The following is a 16,748-nucleotide window of genomic DNA, read 5'->3' as shown; positions in this document are numbered from 1 at the left end:
GCGTCCTCGTGGGTCCTCGTCGGTTCTGGTCACTTCTCGTCGTCCGCGGTGCGGCGCACCGTGAACTCGCCCCCGGTCACCCGGGCCCTCAGCTCCTCGCCCTCCGCGACCTCCTCCGGGGCGCGGACCACCGTCCCGTCCGTCCGCTGGAGCACCGCGTACCCCCGCTCCAGCGTGGCCGCGGGGGAGAGCGCCCGCACCCGGGCCCGGGTGTGCGCCAGCTCCGACTCGGCGCGGTCCAGGAGGTGCCCGAGGACCCGCCGGCTGCGCGCCAGCAGCGCGTCCAGCTCGTCCCGGCGGACCTCCACCATCCGCTGCGGGTCCTCCATCACCGGCCGGGCCATCGCGTGCGCGAGCCCCCGCTCCTCGCGGTCCAGCAGCCCGCGGACGCTCCGCAGCGCGCGGTCGCGCAGCCCGCGCACGCGCTCCAGCTCCTCGCCGACGTCCGGCACGACCTTCTTCGCCGCGTCGGTCGGGGTGGAGGCCCGCAGGTCGGCCACCAGGTCGAGCAGCGGGGTGTCCGGCTCGTGCCCGATCGCGGACACCACCGGCGTCCGGCACGCGGCCACCGCCCGCACCAGCTGCTCGTCGGAGAAGGGCAGCAGGTCCTCGACGCTGCCGCCGCCCCGGGCGACCACGATCACGTCCACGTCCTCGTGGGCGTCCAGCTCCCGGACCGCCTGGATCACCTGCGGCACCGCCTTCACGCCTTGCACCGGCACGTTCCGCACCTCGAAGCGGACGGCGGGCCATCTGCGCCGGGCGTTCTCCAGGACGTCCCGCTCGGCGGCCGAGGCCCGGCCGCAGACCAGGCCGATCAGCCCCGGCAGGAACGGCAGCGGCTTCTTCCGCTCGGGTGCGAACAACCCCTCGGCGGCCAGCCCCCGCTTCAGCTGCTCCAGGCGCGCGAGCAGCTCGCCGATCCCCACCGGCCGGATCTCCGCCGCCCGCAGCGAGAGCTGCCCGCGCGGCGCGTACCACTCCGGCTTGGCGTGCACGACGACCCGGGCGCCCTCGGAGACGACGTCGGCCACCGCGTCGAAGACCTGCCGGTAGCAGGTCACCCCGATGGAGACGTCGTGCGAGGGGTCCCGCAACGTCAGGAAGACGACCCCGGCGCCGGGACGCCGGGAGAGCTGGGTGATCTGCCCCTCGACCCAGACGGCCCCCAGCCGGTCGATCCACCCCCCGATCATCCGGGAGACCTCACCGACGGGCAGCGGCGCTTCGGCGGACGTAGTCAGAGCCATGCACCGAGCGTAACGGCGCCCTCCGACAACGTCATCGGCACACGGCCCCGCTCCCGGCGGACCCCTCGCCCCCGCTTTCCCTGCGGCAGCCCCCGCGCCGTACCCGCTTCCCTTCCGTTTTCCCTGCTGCAGCCCCGCCGGGGTCGAACCCTCCTGCTCCCCCGGCCTCGCCCCTTCCTCCCCCGCCCTCACCCCTCCCCCCCGGCCTCAGCCTTCCCCCGGCCTCAGCCCTTCACCGGCCCCCGCCCCGCCCCCTGCACCGCGAGGACCACCAGCCCCACCCCCAGCCAGATCACGCCCACCACCTGCGCCGCCACCGACGCCTCCACGATCACCGCGACGAGGATCGCCGCGCCGACCACCGGTACGGCGACGTGCCGCAGCCAGTGCGGGGGCCCCTCCGCGCGCCGGACCGCGAACCAGCCCACCACGCTCGCGTGCAGCAGCACGAAGGCCGTCAGGGCGCCGACGTCCACCACCGACACCAGGTGGTCCAGGCCGTCGTCCCGGCGGGCCGCCCACACGGCGGCGACCATCGTCACCGTGGCCGACACCAGCAGCGCCACCCGGGGCACGCCCGAGTCGGTCCGCGCGAGCGCGTGCGGCAGCCGCCCCTCGCGGCCCATCGCGAAGAGCAGCCGGCTGCCGGCCGCCTGCCCGGCCAGCGCCGCGAAGGCCGCGCCGATGGCCTTCGACACGGCGACCAGGTCGTGCAGCCAGCCGCCGACCGAGGCGTCCACGGCGTCGTAGAAGGCGGAGCCCTGCTTCCCCGGGTCGGCCGCGAGCTCCGCGGAGGAGACCGGTTCGAGGAGCGCCACCAGCCAGGTCTGGGCGACGAACAGCGCACCGGCCAGGACCAGGCAGAAGAGCAGCGCCCGCGCCACCTTCGCCGAGCCCCCGGTGACCTCCTCCGCGAAGGCGGCGATCGCGTCGAAGCCGAGGTACGACAGGACCGCCACCGACACCGCGCCGACCACCGCCGCGAGGGAGAAGGTCCCGTCGCCGGTCAGCGGCGACCACCAGTCGCGCGTCGCCCCGTCCCGTACGAGCACCACCGCCGCCGACACCACGAAGACGAGCAGCACCACGACCTCCAGCGCGAGAACGGCGAAGCCGACCCGGGCCGCGGCCCGCACCCCCCACAGGTTGAGCAGGGTGGTCACCACCACCGCGAGGCCCGTCCACACCCACCGGTGCACCTCCGGCACCAGCGCCTCCATCGCGATCCCCGCGAAGAGGTACGCGACGGCCGGGATCAGCAGGTAGTCGAGCATCGCCATCCAGCCGGCGACGAAGCCTGGCCCCTCGCCGAGCCCCTTGCGGGCGTACGCGAAGACCGAACCGGCCTGTGGGGCGACCCGCACCATCTGCGCGTAGCTGGAGGCCGTGAACGCCATAGCCACCGTCGCCACGACGTACACCAGTGCGACCGCCCCGTGCGACTTCGCGTCGAGCGTGCCGAAGACGCCGACCGGCGCCATCGGCGCGATGAACAGCAGTCCGTACACCACCAGGTCGCGGAACCCGAGCGTCCGCCGGAGCCCCGAGTGGTCCGACGGTCCCGCCGTCTCCCCGTCCACCTGCGCGTTCTCAGCCATGGCGTCAGTTTCGGACACGGTCGCGCCCCAACCGCTCACCGACGCGCTCCGAGCCCCCACCGGCCCGGCCTTACGATGGGACGCATGACTGCAACGCCCGCGCCGACGCCCGAGTCCGCCCCCGCGACCCCGAGCGCCGCAGACCGCCCGAAGCGTGTCCTGCTCGCCGCTCCCCGCGGCTACTGCGCGGGCGTGGACCGTGCCGTGATCGCCGTGGAGAAGGCCCTGGAGCAGTACGGGGCCCCCGTCTACGTCCGCCACGAGATCGTCCACAACAAGTACGTCGTCCAGACCCTGGAGCGGAAGGGCGCGATCTTCGTCGACCAGGCCACCGAGGTCCCGCCGGGCAACATCGTGATGTTCTCCGCGCACGGCGTCGCCCCGACCGTCCACGAGGAGGCCCGCCGGGGCCGCCTCGCGACGATCGACGCGACCTGCCCGCTGGTCACCAAGGTCCACAAGGAAGCCGTCCGCTACGCCAACGAGGACTTCGACATCCTCCTCATCGGCCACGAGGGCCACGAGGAGGTCATCGGCACCTCCGGCGAGGCCCCCGACCACATCCAGCTCGTCGACGGCCCCGAGGACGTCGCCAAGGTCGAGGTCCGCGACCCCTCCAAGGTCGTCTGGCTCTCCCAGACCACCCTCTCCGTCGACGAGACGATGGAGACGGTCGACGCGCTCAAGGACAAGTTCCCCCAGCTGCTCTCCCCGCCGTCGGACGACATCTGCTACGCCACGCAGAACCGCCAGACCGCGATCAAGGAGCTGGCCGGCCAGGCCGAGCTCGTCATCGTCGTCGGCTCCAAGAACTCCTCCAACTCGATCCGCATGGTCGAGGTCGCCAAGCAGGCCGGCGTCCCCGCCGCGTACCTGGTCGACTTCGCCAGCGAGATCGACGAGGCGTGGCTGGAGGGCGTGACCTCGGTCGGCCTCTCCTCCGGCGCCTCCGTGCCCGACGTGCTGGTCCAGGAGGTCCTGGAGTGGCTGGCGCAGCGCGGCTACGCCGACGTGGAGCTGGTCAAGACCGCCGACGAGCACCTCACCTTCTCGCTCCCCAAGGAGCTCCGCCGCGACCTGCGCGCCGAGGCCGCCGAGCTCGTCAAGGAGTAGGACCCGCCCCTGCCGGTTAGCTTGATCCCATGAACGTCTTCGGAGTGGACATCGGCGGCTCGGGCATCAAGGGCGCCCCCGTGGACCTGGCGCGGGGCGCCCTCACCGAGGAGCGGTACAAGCTCCTCACCCCGCAGCCCGCGACGCCGCAGGACGTCGCGGACCGCGTCGCGGAGGTCGTGGGGCACTTCGGCTGGACCGGCCCGATCGGCGTCACCTTCCCCGGCGTCGTCACCGGCACCACGGTCCGCACCGCCGCCAACGTCGACCCGTCCTGGATCGACACCGACGCGGGCGCCCTCATCGGCGCGGCCACCGGCGGCCTCCCCGTCACCGTCCTCAACGACGCCGACGCGGCCGGCGTCGCCGAGATGACCTTCGGCGCGGGCCGCGGCCGCACCGGCACGGTGATCCTGCTGACCCTCGGCACCGGCATCGGCTCCGCCGTCTTCACCGGCGGCCGCCTGGTCCCCAACACGGAACTGGGCCACCTGGAGCTCAAGGGCCACGACGCCGAGAAGCGCGCCTCCTCCAAGGCCCGCGAGGACGAGGACCTGACCTGGGAGCACTGGGCCTCCAAGCGCCTGAGGAAGTACCTGGCCCACGTGGAGATGCTCTTCTCCCCGGAACTCTTCATCCTCGGCGGGGGCGTCAGCCGCAAGGCCGACAAGTTCCTCCCCTACCTGGAGGGCATCCGCGCCGAGATCGTCCCCGCGGAACTGCGGAACGACGCGGGCATCGTGGGCGCGGCGATGGCGGCGTCGGAGGCGGGCCGGGAGGCGTAGCGCACGGGGTCCGGCCCGCACGGGTGCCGATGCCTGTACGGGTACGGGTACGGGTACCGGCGCCGGCACTGGTACGCGTGCGGGTGCCGGTACGCGTGCGGATACGGCTCTACGGGGCCGGGCGGCGGCCCCGGACGGGGTTCGGGCCCCGGCGGGCGGGGGCGGGGCCGGTCGGCCCGGGGCCGGGAGCGGCGCCGGGGCCCGCGCCGGCGGGCCTGCGGGCCCCGGCCGGGACGGCGGGACCGGCGGGGGCGGGGCGGCGGCGCCGGCGGCCCACGTCCCGGACCTTCCGCACGCTCGCGACGACGCCGGCGACCAGCGTGCCCCCGTACAGCCACCCGGCGTGCACGGCGAGCGCGGTGACCACGGCCATGGCCTGCCCGCCGAAGCCCCCGCTGCCGCCCGCGATCGGCACCACGCCGACCGCGAAGGCGATCGGGACGGCGATCGGGGCGGTCACCAGGTCGGCGGTGCGGACCCAGAGCGCGGTGAGCGCGCTCACCGGCAGGAACAGCAGCCCGAAGGCGAGCGGCGAACCGTCCAGGAGCAGCCAGTCCAGGAACCCGACGAGCAGCATCGACGCCGACGCGAAGAGGCCTGCGCCCAGACCGGTGAGCCGGGGCGAGGGCAGCCGCCGCAGAGCCTGCACCACGGGAGGCGCCGGCCGCCGCGCGGCGGCCGGCGCCCCGACCCGGTAGACGGTGGCGGCCCCGGCCGCGCCCCCCTCCGCCTCCACCAGCGCGCCGGGCGGCGTGAGGGGGGCCTGCGGCCTGCGGCGGCCCTGCGGCTGACTTGTCCTGTGCTGCTCCACCTCACCAACGTAGGTCGGGGAGGCGGCGGGACGGGCCCGGGACACGCCCTTCGAGTGACCTCGGCCCGCAGATCGGCCGGAGATCGGCAGCGGATCGCCCGGAGACCGCCCGGAACAGGCCGGAAGCGGCGGGAGACGGCGGGAAGCGGCGGCCCGGGAGGCGGACCCCCGTGCCGGACCCTGCTGCCGACCCCCGAGGCGCACCCCGCACGGACTCCGTGACGGACTCCGCGCCGGGTCCCGCGGCGGGTCCCGTGACGGACGGCCGGTGGGGACCGCGCCGGACCCCCCGTAAACTGGGGGATCGACCCATCGTCCGCATCTCCTCATCCGTATCTAGGGAAGTCGCCACCGTGTCGCTCACGATCGGAATCGTCGGCCTGCCGAATGTCGGCAAGTCGACCCTGTTCAACGCCCTGACCAAGAACGACGTGCTGGCGGCCAACTACCCGTTCGCCACGATCGAGCCGAACGTCGGCGTCGTCGGCGTCCCCGACGCCCGCCTGACGAAGCTCGCCGAGATCTTCGGCTCGCAGCGCATCCTCCCGGCCACCGTCGACTTCGTCGACATCGCCGGCATCGTGCGCGGCGCGAGCGAGGGCGAGGGCCTGGGCAACAAGTTCCTCGCGAACATCCGCGAGTCGGACGCCATCTGCCAGGTCATCCGCGCCTTCAAGGACGAGAACGTCGTGCACGTCGACGGCAAGGTCTCGCCGAAGGACGACATCGAGACGATCAACACCGAGCTGATCCTCGCCGACCTCCAGACGATCGAGAAGGTCCTCCCGCGCCTCCAGAAGGAGATGCGGATCAAGAAGGACACCGCTCCCAAGGTCGCCGCCGTCGAGGCGGCCCAGGCGATCCTGGAGAAGGGCGACACCCTCTTCTCCCAGGGCATCGTCCAGGGCTCGGAGAAGGCGGAGCTCCTCCACGACCTCCACCTCCTCACCACCAAGCCCTTCCTCTACGTCTTCAACGTCGACGAGGACGAGCTGACGGACGACGCCTTCAAGGACGAGCAGCGCGCCCTCGTCGCCCCCGCCGAGGCGATCTTCCTCAACGCCAAGCTGGAGCAGGACCTCGCCGAGCTCGACGAGGAGGACGCCATGGAGCTCCTGGAGTCCGTCGGCGCCGAGGAGCCCGGCCTCGCCATCCTCGCCCGCGTCGGCTTCGACACCCTCGGCCTCCAGACCTACCTGACGGCCGGCCCGAAGGAATCCCGCGCCTGGACCATCAAGAAGGGCGCCACGGCCCCCGAGGCGGCCGGTGTCATCCACACCGACTTCCAGAAGGGCTTCATCAAGGCCGAGGTCATCTCCTTCGCCGACCTCGTCGCCACCGGCTCCGTGGCCGAAGCCCGCTCCGCCGGCAAGGCCCGCATGGAGGGCAAGGAGTACGTCATGCAGGACGGCGACGTGGTGGAGTTCCGCTTCAACGTGTGACCGGATGTGTGTGAACGGCCTGGCCCGCGTGGAAGCGGGGCGGGCCGTTCGTGCTTGGGGGATGGTGTGGCGGGTGTGTGGGGTGCTTGACGGTGGAAGTGGTTGTAACAGAAGCTGTTGCGACTAGGAGGGGTGATGGCGGCGAACAGTCGGTTGACCATTGCGGCGCATGCGCTGGCCTGGTTGGCGTTGGCGCATCGGCGGGGGGAGGGGGTGCTCACCTCGGAGCAGGTCGCGGCCAGTGTGAAGAGCAATGCGGTGGTCATCAGGCGGAGTCTCGGTGAGCTGCGGCGGGCCGGGCTGGTGGAGGTTCGGCACGGGGCGGGGGCGGGGTGGAGTCTGGCGCGGGCGCCGGAGGGGATCAGCTTGCTGGAGGTGCACGACGCCGTCGACGGGCGGCCGCCGTTCGCCCTGCATCACAGTGAGCCGAATCTGGAGTGTCCGGTCGGCCGGGGCATCCGGCCCGCTTTGAGCGGGGTCTACGGGCGGGTCGAGCAGGCCATGCGGCGGGAGTTGGCGGCGGTGACGATCGCGGATGTCCTTCGGGACGTGCTGAGGGAGTAGGGCGCGGGGGCCGTGGGCGGTCCTTGGTGCGGGGTTTGTTGTAACAGGAATTGTTTCGGCGGGAGGCGGGAGTGGGGTCGGTGGACGTTTCGCGGTGTTCCGTTTTCGAGCTGCGGCAGTACACGTTGCGCCCGGGGCGGCGGGACGTGCTGATCGAGCTGTTCGACCGGGAGTTCGTCGAGTCCCAGGAGGCCGAGGGCATGAGCATCCTGGGGCAGTTCCGGGATCTGGACGATCCCGATCGGTTCGTCTGGATCCGTGGGTTCGACGGCATGGAGGGGCGGGCCGAGGCCCTGGAGGGGTTCTACGGGGGGCCGGTCTGGCGCGAGCACCGCGAGGCGGCGAACGCGACGATGGTCGACTCCGATGACGTGCTGCTCCTGCGGGCCGCCTCGGAGGACGGCGGGTTCGCCGTGGGGGTCGGCGCTCGGCCGGCTCCCGGTGAACCGGCGCCGTCGCCCGGTTCGGTCGTCCTCGCCACGATCTGGTACGGGCGCGAGCCGTTCGACGCGGCCTTCGCCGACTTCTTCCGGCGGCACGTGCTTCCCGTGCTGGACGAGACCGGTGGCGAGCCGCTGGCGCACCTGCGGTCGGAGCACGCCCCGAACACCTTTCCCGCGCTGCCGGTACGCCTCCACGAGGAGGTCTTCGTGTGGTTCGCGCGCTTCGCCGGCGAGGAGCACCTCGACCGGCACCTGAAGGACGTTCGGGAATCCGGGCGTTGGAGGGACGAGGTGCGGCCGGTGCTCGCGGAGCGTTTCGCCAGGGGTCCGCAGCGGCTGCGGCTGGCGCCCACCGGCCGGTCGGCGCTGCGGTGAGCTCCGGCACGGTCCTGTTCCGGTCGCCCATGCTCCGGTCGCCCCTGCCGCGCCGGGCGGGGCCGGGCCCTTCGTGTTTCCCGCGAGGGCCGTGGCGGGGAGGGAAACGTTGTCATCGGGAAGTGAGGGTGGCCGGAAAGGGGCGGCTGCGTTCGCCAGGGGGGTGGGGGCGGGCGTACAGGTCGTAGGTGCGTCCCTCGCCGCCCCGGGGTGGTGGGGGACGGGGAAGGGGGGAGAGGGAGTGGGACGCGGAGGCGGGGTGGGGTGCGGAGACGGGCGGGAGGAGCGGGGTGCGGGAAGGGGCGGGAGGAGTGGGGAGCGGGGAGTGCGGAGGAAATACAGAAGTCGTGCAGGCGCCTCCGGCACGTTGGTGTTCCGCCCCCGCGCGGCGGGGCCCAGGGAGAGGAGCGAGCATGGAGACAGCACGGGACGTCGTACTCGACTACGCCATGGGCATCGTGCGGCTGCTGCCCGGGCAGGCCGCGGTGACCTCCGCGGTGCTCCAGGGGCCGCCGGCCGCTCTGCTGGGGCGGATTCCGCAGCTGGTGCGCGGGTTCGCGGGGGAGAGGACCGACGGCGGGGCCCTGTTCTGCGCGGCGGCCGGGATCTCCGGGGGGTCCGCGGGGACGCGGAAGGACGCCGGGGTGGACGACGGGCGCGGGTGCGTGCTGGTGCAGTCCCTGCCCGCGCTGAGCCGGGAGACGGCGGGGAGCCCCATGGCCTCCCGTGCGGGGCGCCTCACCGAGGCCGCCGACTGGCTGCACTGGGAACTGGCCGAGCGCCCCGAACTTCCCGAGGGGCCCGTCGCCGAGCGGCTCGCCGCCCGTTACGCGCTCTGCTACGCCGGGGCCGCCATCCTCTGGCTGTGGCGCGCGGGCGGGGCGGACCGGGCGGAGTGGGCGTACGAGGCCGTGGACGTGGTCCTGGAGGCGCTGGAGGATCCCGCCGTGGGCGTGCCGGACGTGCCGGCCGTGCTTGACCTGATCTCCGGGTGAGGGAGGGTCAGAACTGTTCGTCAGGCTGCGAGTTCGCCTGACAGGGCCTGCTGGAAGGTGCGGGTGAGCAGGGGGCCGGGGTCGACGCCCAGCCGGTCGGCGAGCAGTTCGCGGCCCGAGTGGAACTGGAGCAGCGCCGCCGCGGGCTGGCCCGCGCGGCAGTGGGCGGTCATCAGCAGGGAGCGGAACCGCTCCCGCAGCGGGTGCCGGGCCACCAGACCGGTCAGTTCGGCGACCAGGCCGTGCGGCAGGCCGGTGGCGAGCTCCGCCTCGATCCGGTCCTCCAGGGCCGTCAGCCGGGCCTCTTCCAGCCAGGGGCGTTCCTCCTGGGCCAGGTGCTCGGTGGTGTCGGCCAGCGCCTCGCCCTGCCAGAGGCCGAGCGCCGAGCGCAGGACGGCGGCGGCCCGCCGCGCGTCGCCCTGCCGCAGCAGCGCGCCGCCGAGCGCGGCGCGCTCCGTGAACAGCAGGTGGTCGCTGACGAGCCGCCCCTCCACGGCCGACAGGCGGTAGCCGCGGCCCACCCGCTCCAGCCGGGCGGCCCCGCCGAGCGGGGCGCGCAGCCGGGAGGCGTAGGTGTGCAGCTGGGCGACGGCACGGGCCGGCGGGCACTCGCCCCACAGGGCGCGGATCAGCCGGCTGTCGGGGACGACCCGTCCCTCGGCGAGCAGCAGGGCCGCGAGGACCGTACGGGGCTTCGCCCCGCCGAGTGCGTTCTCGGCCTTCCCGCCGGTTCTCCCGGACGCGGCCCCTGGCGTGACGCCGTACGTGTTCCCTGACGTGACGCCGTACGTGTCCTCTGGCGTGACGCCGTACGCGTCCCTGATGCGGACCGGGCCGAGCAGCGCTGTCTCCAGGAAGGGCGTCGTGGAAGTCATGGGACCGACCGTAGGAGGGCGGCCCATCCTCCCGGTATCGGCCGCTTATCGCCGCTCCGGACCCCTCGTCCGGCTCCCCGTCCGATCCCGCCCGGGCCTCCCGTCCGGCCCCTCGTCCGGCCCTCCGTCCGACCCCGTCCGGGCCTCCGCACGGCTCCCCGTCCGGGCGAGGGGAGTTCGCTTTGTCCCTCTGTCGGACCCCTGCCCCCAACTATTATGATCATGACAATTCTCAGGGAGGGGGGCCCGGGTTGTCATCGATGCGCTTCGGTCTGCTCGGGACGCTCAGACTGACCTGTGACGACCGGGAGATCCGGCTCGGCGGCGCCCGCCAGCGCGCGGTGCTGGCCCTGCTCCTGCTGCGGCACGGCCGGACGGTCTCCGTGGACGAGCTGGCCGAGACCGTCTGGGACGGTTCGCCGCCGCCCACCGCCCGGACCCAGATCTCCATCTGCGTCGCCCAGTTGCGCAAGCTGTTCCGGGAGGCCGGTGTCGAGGGCGAGGTCATCGTCACCTCCCACCCGGGCTACCGGCTCGACACGGGGGACCACGGCTTCGACCTCGTCGACTTCCTCGCGCTGACCGGGCAGGCGTCCGCCCTCGCCGGTTCCGGCCGGACGGCGGAGGCCGCCGACGCCCACCGCCGGGCCCTCGCCCTGTGGCGGGGCCCCGCTCTGGACGGGCTCACCGGCTATGCGCTGGAGCAGGAGGCGTGCTGGCTGGAGGAGCAGCGGCTGAACGCGCTGGACGGCCACGCCGAGCTGCGCCTCGCCCTCGGCCGCCACCAGGAGCTCACCGCCGAACTGGCCGCCCTGGTCAGGGAACACCCGCTGCGGGAGCGCACCCGGCACTCGCTGATGCTCGCCCAGTACCGCTCCGGCTGCCGCGCCGACGCCCTGGAGACCTTCCGCGCCGGACACCAGCTGAGCATCGACGAACTGGGCCTCGAACCCGGCACCGCACTGCGGGAGCTGCACAACGCGGTCCTCCGCGAGGACCCGGCCATCGCGGCCCCGCCGACCGTGCACGACCCCGTACGCGACGTACCGGCCGCACCCGTCGTACGCGAGGTACCCGCCGCACCCCTCGTGTCCACGGCGCCCGCCGCGACCGGCACGCGTGACGTACGCGACGTGCACGGCGTACGTGACGTGACCCCGGCGCCCGTGGCGGCCGAGGAGGCCGGGAACCCGCCCGCGGCGCACGGTGCCCGCCGTCCCGTCCCGCCGGTCCCGGCCGCACCGCCGGGGTCGCCCGCCGGGCCCGCCGCGCCGTCCGACCTGCCGCCGAACATCCCGTCCTTCACCGGCCGCACCGCCGAGACCGAGGTCCTCGACGCCCTCCTCGACGGCCGCGGCGACGGCGAGCCGCCCCGGGTCGCCCTGGTCACCGGCGTGGCCGGGATCGGCAAGACCGCGCTGGCCGTGCACTGGTCGCACCGGGTGGCCGCGGCCTTCCCGGACGGCTGCCTCCACGTGGACCTGGGCTCCGCCCCGGCCGCCCCCGGCGAGGTCCTGGGCCGGCTGCTGCGCTCGCTCGGCGCGCCCGGCGACCGGCTGCCCGACGACGAGGCGTCCCGGATCTCGCTCTACCGCAGGCTCCTGAGGGGACGTCAGGTCCTCGTCGTCCTGGACGACGCCTCCTCCTTCGCGCAGGTCGCCCCGCTGCTGCCGGCCAACGGCGGCTGCTGCGTGGTCGTCACCAGCCGGGAGACCATGGAGGAGCTGGTGCTCCGGCACGGCGCCGTCCGGGTGCCCCTCGGGGTGCTGGACGGGGCCGAGTCCACCGCCCTCCTCGACCGGATCGTCACCGGCGGGCGCACCGTCGCCTCCCCCGCGCAGACGACCCGGCTGGCCGAACTCTGCGACGGGCTGCCGCTCGCCCTCTGCATCGCCGCCGCCCGGCTGGCCACCCGCCCGCACTGGACCGTGCGCCGCCTCGCCGACCGGCTCGCCGACGAGCACCGCCGCCTGGACGAGCTCAGCCTCGGCGGCAGCCGGGTCCGGGCCAGCTTCGAGCTGAGCTACGGCTGCCTGTCGCCGCGCCTCGCCTCCGTCTACCAGCGGCTCTCCCTGCTGGACGTCCCCGACGTGCCGGCCTGGGCCGTCGCCGCCCTCCTGGACTGTCCGGTGGAGACCGCCGAGCAGTACCTGGACGAGCTCGTCGACGCCCACCTCCTGGAGGTCTCGGGGCCGGACGCCACCGGCCAGTACCGCTACCGCTTCCAGCGCCTGCTCCGCCTCTACGCGCGCGAACGCGCCCAGGAGGACCCCGACCGCCCGGCCGCCGAGGCGGACCGGGACCGGGCGCTGCACAGCTGGCTGACCGTCGCCGAGGCCGCCCACCGCCGCGAGTACGGCGGCGACCACTCCGTGGTGCACGGCCCGGCGTCCCGCCCGCACGTCGACCGGGACCTCCTGGACGACCTCCTCGACCGCCCGCTGGACTGGTTCGACTCCGAACGCCACTGCCTGATGGCGGCCGTCACCCAGTCCGCCCGGCTGGGGCTCGCCGCGCTCGCCTGGGACCTGGCCGCCTCCACCGTCGGCTTCTGCGAGATCCGCAGCGACACCGACGGCTGGCGCCGCCTCTGCGAGGAGGGCCTGGCGGCCTCCCGCGCCGCCGGCGACCGGCAGGGCGAGGGCGTGATGCTCGGCGAGTTGGGCGCCTCCCTGCTCTACCGGGGCGAGTCCGAGAACGCGATCCGCTTCCTGGAGGAGGCCGACGGCGTCCTGCGGGCCGGCGGCGAGGTCTACGGCGCCGCGCTGAACGCCTGCAAGCTCGCCGTCGCCGTCCGGCAGCGCGGCGACGCGGACCGGGCCCGCGTCCTCCTCGACGGGGCGCTGCCCGCGCTCCGGGCCGCCGGGGACCTCTCCGCGCAGGCCCACGCCCTCAACAACCTCGCGCAGATCGCCCTGGACGCCGGCGATCCCGAGGAGGCCGTGCGCCTCGGCGGGGAGGCCGTCGCGCTGGCCCGCGGCCTCGGCGCGACCCGGGGCGCGGCCCAGGCATTCCACCGGCTCGGCCGGGCCCTGCTGGCGGCCGGACGGCTGCCGGAGGCGGAGGCGGCCCTGACCGAGGCGGCCGGGATCGTCCGCGCCAAGCGCGACCGGCTGGGCATGGCCTACGTGCTGCTGGGGCTGGCCGAGGCCCGGCTGCGGGCCGGACGCGCCGACCGGGCCGGCGAGGACCTCGACGCGGCCCTCGACCTGGCCGAGGAGACCGGAAGCACCGTCCTGCTGGGCCGACTGCACCTGCTCCAGGCCCAGTTGAACGGAAGCACCGAACTGGCCGAACCGGTCGCGGAGTTGCCTCAGGCGTGAGCGAACCGGCCGCGGGCGAACCGGCTGCGGACGTGCCCGAACCGGCCGCGGACATGACCGGGCTCCGGAGCGCAGTCTCCGGAGCCCGGTCTTCCTGGGCCCGGTTTCCTGGTGCCCGGCCCAGGCGTTCGTCCCCCTGGTGTCACGTCTTCCGATCGCCGGGCGTCAGTCCCAGGGCTCGGTCTGCACGACCACCGTGGTCCCGCCGGCCGCGGCGGTCGTCGCCGTCGCCGGGGCCTCGGCGGCCAGTGCGGTACCGGTCGTCAGCACGGCGCCGGCGATGAACGCCGCGACCGCCACGGCCGACTTGACCGTCTTCACCGTCTTGACCAGGTGTCCGTTGCGCATGTCCCCCACGTCCTTTCGATCTCTCGATCACCCGCCCCCGGCCTCCGGCGCCCTGCCGGTCCGTTCCCCGGGCGGTTCGTTCTGACATCCACAGACGTTAGGAGGGAGGGACTTCGACTTCTTATCGGTCCGTTATCCCTCCCGGCATCGCCCACCCCTTCCGGTTATCGCCTTCCTTCCTCACCCCCTCCCACCTGCGCAAAAGGGCGCGGCCCCCGGTGGGGGAACCGGGGGCCGCGCCGGGGGAGCGGTCAGAACTTCAGGGTCCAGTGGTCGAGCGTCCCGCTGGAGCCGGCCGAGATGTCCTCGACCCGGAGCTTCCAGACCCCGCTCGCCGGGGAGGCGGAGGCGTCCACCGTGTAGGTCTGCTGGATCACGCCGTTGCCCTCGTTCTCCACGGACTCCTTGACCAGGTACACCTTGCCGTCGGGGGCGACCAGGTGGACGTCGAGGTCACCGCGCCAGGTGTGGGTGGCGTGCAGGTGCACCTGGAGGTTCTTCGGGGCGTTGCCCGCGATGCCGGCGACGGTGACGGGGACCTCGATGGTGCCCGGGTCGGGGACCGCGTGCGGGGTCTGCACCTCGTACGCGGGGAAGGTCATCGACCAGGCGTTGAGGGTGCCGACGGAGCCGGTGTACGGGTCGGAGACCTTCAGCGTCCACGTGCCGTCCGCCGGGGAGGCGGAGGCGTCGACCCGGTAGGTCTCGCGGAGCACGCCGCCGTTCTCGGTCTCGGCGGTGGAGGTCGAACGCAGCGGGTAGGTGCGGCCGTCCGGGGAGAGGAGGTCGATCCGGACGTCACCGCGCCACTCGTGGGTGACGTCGACGGCGACCTGGAGGGCGGCCGGGGCCTTGCCGCCGATGCCGTCGACCGTGAGGCCGGAGGTGACCGAACCGCCGTCCGGGACGCTGAGGTTGCCCGTCATGGCGAAGGGCGTGGGGAAGTTCAGCGACCAGCCGAGGAGGGTGCCCTTCCCGCCGGCGGAGGCGTCCGTGATCTGGAGCTTCCAGGTGCCGGAGGCGGGGGAGGCGGAGGCGTCGACGGTGAAGGCGCCGAGCGCGCCGCCCGTCTCGGTCGCGGAGGTGGACTTCAGGCGGTACAGCCGGCCGTCGGGGGCCACCAGGTCGATCTTGAGGTCGCCGCGCCAGTCGTGGCGGCCCTCCAGCTCGACGCGGAGCGCCTTGGGGGCGTTGCCGGGCACGCCGGTGACGGTCAGCGGGGCCTCCAGGGTGCCCGGGTCCGGGATGGTCCGGTCGGTGTCGTCGAAGACCTGGGAGGGGCGCGGCCGGGCGGCCGGCGCGGGCTCGGGGACGGTGGTGCCGGTGACGGCGCCGCCGAGGTCGATCCGCGGGGTGACGGCGCCGGTGTACGTGATCGGGGTGCCGGTGCCGGTCAGCTTCGCCACCAGGTTCGCGAGGCTCTCCGCCGGGTACTTCTGGCGCAGCACCGCCAGGGCGCCCGCCACGTGCGGGGCCGCCATCGAGGTGCCGCTCTTCGCCGCGTAGGCGCCGCCGGGGACCGAGGACACCACGGCCGTGCCGGGGGCCATCACGTCCAGCAGCGGGCCGCGGTTGCTGAAGGAGGCCACCTGGTCGTCGTCGGTCGTCGCGCCGACCGTCACCGCCGAGGGGACGCAGCCGGGGGCGTTGACGGCGTCGCCGTACCCGTTGTTGCCGGCCGCGACCACCGTCGCCACGCCCACCGAGTACAGGCTGTCGATGACGGACTTGCGGGGGTCGGTGTCGCAGGACGTGGTCCAGCGTCCGGCGCCCAGCGACATGTTGGCCGCGACGATGTCGGTGCCGGCCTGCTTGAGCGCGTACACCTTCTCCAGCGCCTTGATCTGCGAGCTGGTGAAGCTCAGTACGCAGGGGCTGTTGCCCGCGCCGCAGTAGTCGTCGGAGTCGAAGCGGGAGAACACCTGCATCGCCACGATGTTCGCGCCGGGGGCCACGCCGCGCTTGGGGGCGCCGCTCAGTCCGGTCCCGTTGCCGGCGGCTATGCCGGCCACGTGGGTGCCGTGCGAGCAGGCCGCGCCCAGTTCGGCGCAGCTGCCGGTGTCGGCGTCGGCGCTGCCCGCGCCCTCCTGGGTGGCCTCGCCGTTGGGGCAGAGGCTGGTGGCGCCGTAGCTCTCGTCGTTCACCGAGAAGCAGGCCTCGGCCGTCACCCGTCCGCCGAGGAAGGGGTGGTTCTTCGCGACGCCGGTGTCGATCACCGCGACCGTGCTGCCCGCCCCGGTGGCGCCGGCCGCGAACGCCTTGTCGGCGCCGATCCTGACCGTCGTCTCGTCCAGCATCGGGGGGACCGGGACGTCCTCCGTCACGCTGACCACGTCCGGGTTGGCGCGGAGGGCCGTGAGGCCCGCCCGGTCCACGGTGAGGGTGACCATCGGCAGCCGCTCGTACGCCACTTCGGTCTCGCCCGCCGAGGCGGCTCCCGCCACGTCGGAGCGGGTCTGGGTCACCACGTTGACCCGGACCGTGCCGCCTCCCTGGGTGCCGGTCTCCAGCGCCGGATCCACCGGGACCCCGTCGGCGGCCGCCGCGGAGGCCGTGCCGACCAGGGGGACCAGCCCCGCCGGCAGGGCGCCGAGCAGCAGGCCCGAGGCCATCGCGACGGCCACAGCAGATCTCTTCACGACATGCTCCAGGGGGGTAGGCACCGGGCGGGCGGTGCCGCGGCGGCAAAAAGAGGGGGGGAGGGAGAGGCAGGGGGGAGGGGGCAACTCGCTGACGAAGCCCGCGAGTTCAGGGCGTCAAGTTCAAGGGGGGCCGGGGAGCCGTGTGTTCAGGCTCCCGGCGGGGGGCCGGGCAGTGGCTTCGGTC

The 16,748-nt window shown here is 74.1% G+C and carries 13 protein-coding genes; 7 read left to right on the top strand and 6 right to left on the bottom strand.

The features are described 5' to 3' along the window. Positions 1 to 29 precede the first annotated feature (29 nt). Together xseA and IE326_RS06805 are read right to left on the bottom strand one after the other, a co-directional pair. Complete coding sequence (xseA, locus tag IE326_RS06810; RefSeq protein ID WP_150231298.1) at positions 30 to 1,250, bottom strand: exodeoxyribonuclease VII large subunit; 1,221 nt, start codon at positions 1,248 to 1,250, stop codon at positions 30 to 32. A 224-nt stretch (positions 1,251 to 1,474) separates the two neighbouring features. Then, positions 1,475 to 2,848: an APC family permease gene (locus IE326_RS06805; RefSeq protein WP_150231300.1), complete on the bottom strand. Its 1,374-nt coding sequence runs from the start codon at positions 2,846 to 2,848 to the stop codon at positions 1,475 to 1,477. A 75-nt stretch (positions 2,849 to 2,923) separates the two neighbouring features. On the opposite strand from IE326_RS06805, the gene IE326_RS06800 reads away from it, so the two are divergent. Further along, on the top strand, positions 2,924 to 3,961 hold the full coding sequence (locus IE326_RS06800) for a 4-hydroxy-3-methylbut-2-enyl diphosphate reductase (RefSeq protein ID WP_373310167.1): 1,038 nt from the start codon (positions 2,924 to 2,926) through the stop codon (positions 3,959 to 3,961). A gap of 29 nt (positions 3,962 to 3,990) precedes the next feature. After that, a complete protein-coding gene (gene ppgK, locus IE326_RS06795; protein WP_190041059.1) occupies positions 3,991 to 4,746 on the top strand; it encodes a polyphosphate--glucose phosphotransferase in 756 nt (251 codons plus the stop codon). A 109-nt stretch (positions 4,747 to 4,855) separates the two neighbouring features. Here ppgK and IE326_RS06790 read toward each other — a convergent pair whose 3' ends face one another. Continuing rightward, positions 4,856 to 5,398: a DUF6542 domain-containing protein gene (locus IE326_RS06790; RefSeq protein WP_190042169.1), complete on the bottom strand. Its 543-nt coding sequence runs from the start codon at positions 5,396 to 5,398 to the stop codon at positions 4,856 to 4,858. Between the two features lie 512 nt (positions 5,399 to 5,910). Between IE326_RS06790 and ychF the strand changes: the two genes are divergently transcribed. From ychF to IE326_RS06770, 4 genes are all read left to right on the top strand, one after another. Next, complete coding sequence (gene ychF, locus IE326_RS06785) at positions 5,911 to 6,999, top strand: redox-regulated ATPase YchF (RefSeq protein ID WP_150231306.1); 1,089 nt, start codon at positions 5,911 to 5,913, stop codon at positions 6,997 to 6,999. Positions 7,000 to 7,134: 135 nt separating this feature from the next. Next, positions 7,135 to 7,563, top strand: a complete 429-nt coding sequence (locus IE326_RS06780; protein ID WP_150231319.1) for an Rrf2 family transcriptional regulator — start codon at positions 7,135 to 7,137, stop codon at positions 7,561 to 7,563. A 71-nt stretch (positions 7,564 to 7,634) separates the two neighbouring features. Then, on the top strand, positions 7,635 to 8,381 hold the full coding sequence (locus tag IE326_RS06775) for an NIPSNAP family protein (RefSeq protein WP_268982953.1): 747 nt from the start codon (positions 7,635 to 7,637) through the stop codon (positions 8,379 to 8,381). Positions 8,382 to 8,794: 413 nt separating this feature from the next. After that, on the top strand, positions 8,795 to 9,376 hold the full coding sequence (locus tag IE326_RS06770) for a hypothetical protein (protein ID WP_190041057.1): 582 nt from the start codon (positions 8,795 to 8,797) through the stop codon (positions 9,374 to 9,376). 20 nt (positions 9,377 to 9,396) lie between these two features. Here the strand turns inward: IE326_RS06770 and IE326_RS06765 are convergent, their stop codons facing one another. Next, the gene (locus IE326_RS06765; RefSeq protein ID WP_190041056.1) at positions 9,397 to 10,251 is read right to left on the bottom strand and encodes an AfsR/SARP family transcriptional regulator; all 855 of its coding nucleotides are present in this window, start codon (positions 10,249 to 10,251) and stop codon (positions 9,397 to 9,399) included. A gap of 260 nt (positions 10,252 to 10,511) precedes the next feature. Between IE326_RS06765 and IE326_RS06760 the strand changes: the two genes are divergently transcribed. Further along, positions 10,512 to 13,574 (top strand): AfsR/SARP family transcriptional regulator, encoded by a 3,063-nt coding sequence (locus IE326_RS06760; protein ID WP_229915423.1) that lies wholly within the window; start codon positions 10,512 to 10,514, stop codon positions 13,572 to 13,574. A gap of 165 nt (positions 13,575 to 13,739) precedes the next feature. Here the strand turns inward: IE326_RS06760 and IE326_RS06755 are convergent, their stop codons facing one another. Continuing rightward, on the bottom strand, positions 13,740 to 13,922 hold the full coding sequence (locus IE326_RS06755; protein ID WP_150231330.1) for a hypothetical protein: 183 nt from the start codon (positions 13,920 to 13,922) through the stop codon (positions 13,740 to 13,742). Positions 13,923 to 14,173: 251 nt separating this feature from the next. Continuing rightward, positions 14,174 to 16,561, bottom strand: a complete 2,388-nt coding sequence (locus IE326_RS41410) for a proprotein convertase P-domain-containing protein (protein ID WP_268982952.1) — start codon at positions 16,559 to 16,561, stop codon at positions 14,174 to 14,176. Positions 16,562 to 16,748: the final 187 nt, after the last annotated feature.

It is taken from the genome of Streptomyces filamentosus (genome assembly GCF_014654895.1).
GTDB lineage: Bacteria > Actinomycetota > Actinomycetes > Streptomycetales > Streptomycetaceae > Streptomyces > Streptomyces filamentosus.
This window is presented reverse-complemented; position numbering and strand designations above follow the sequence as displayed.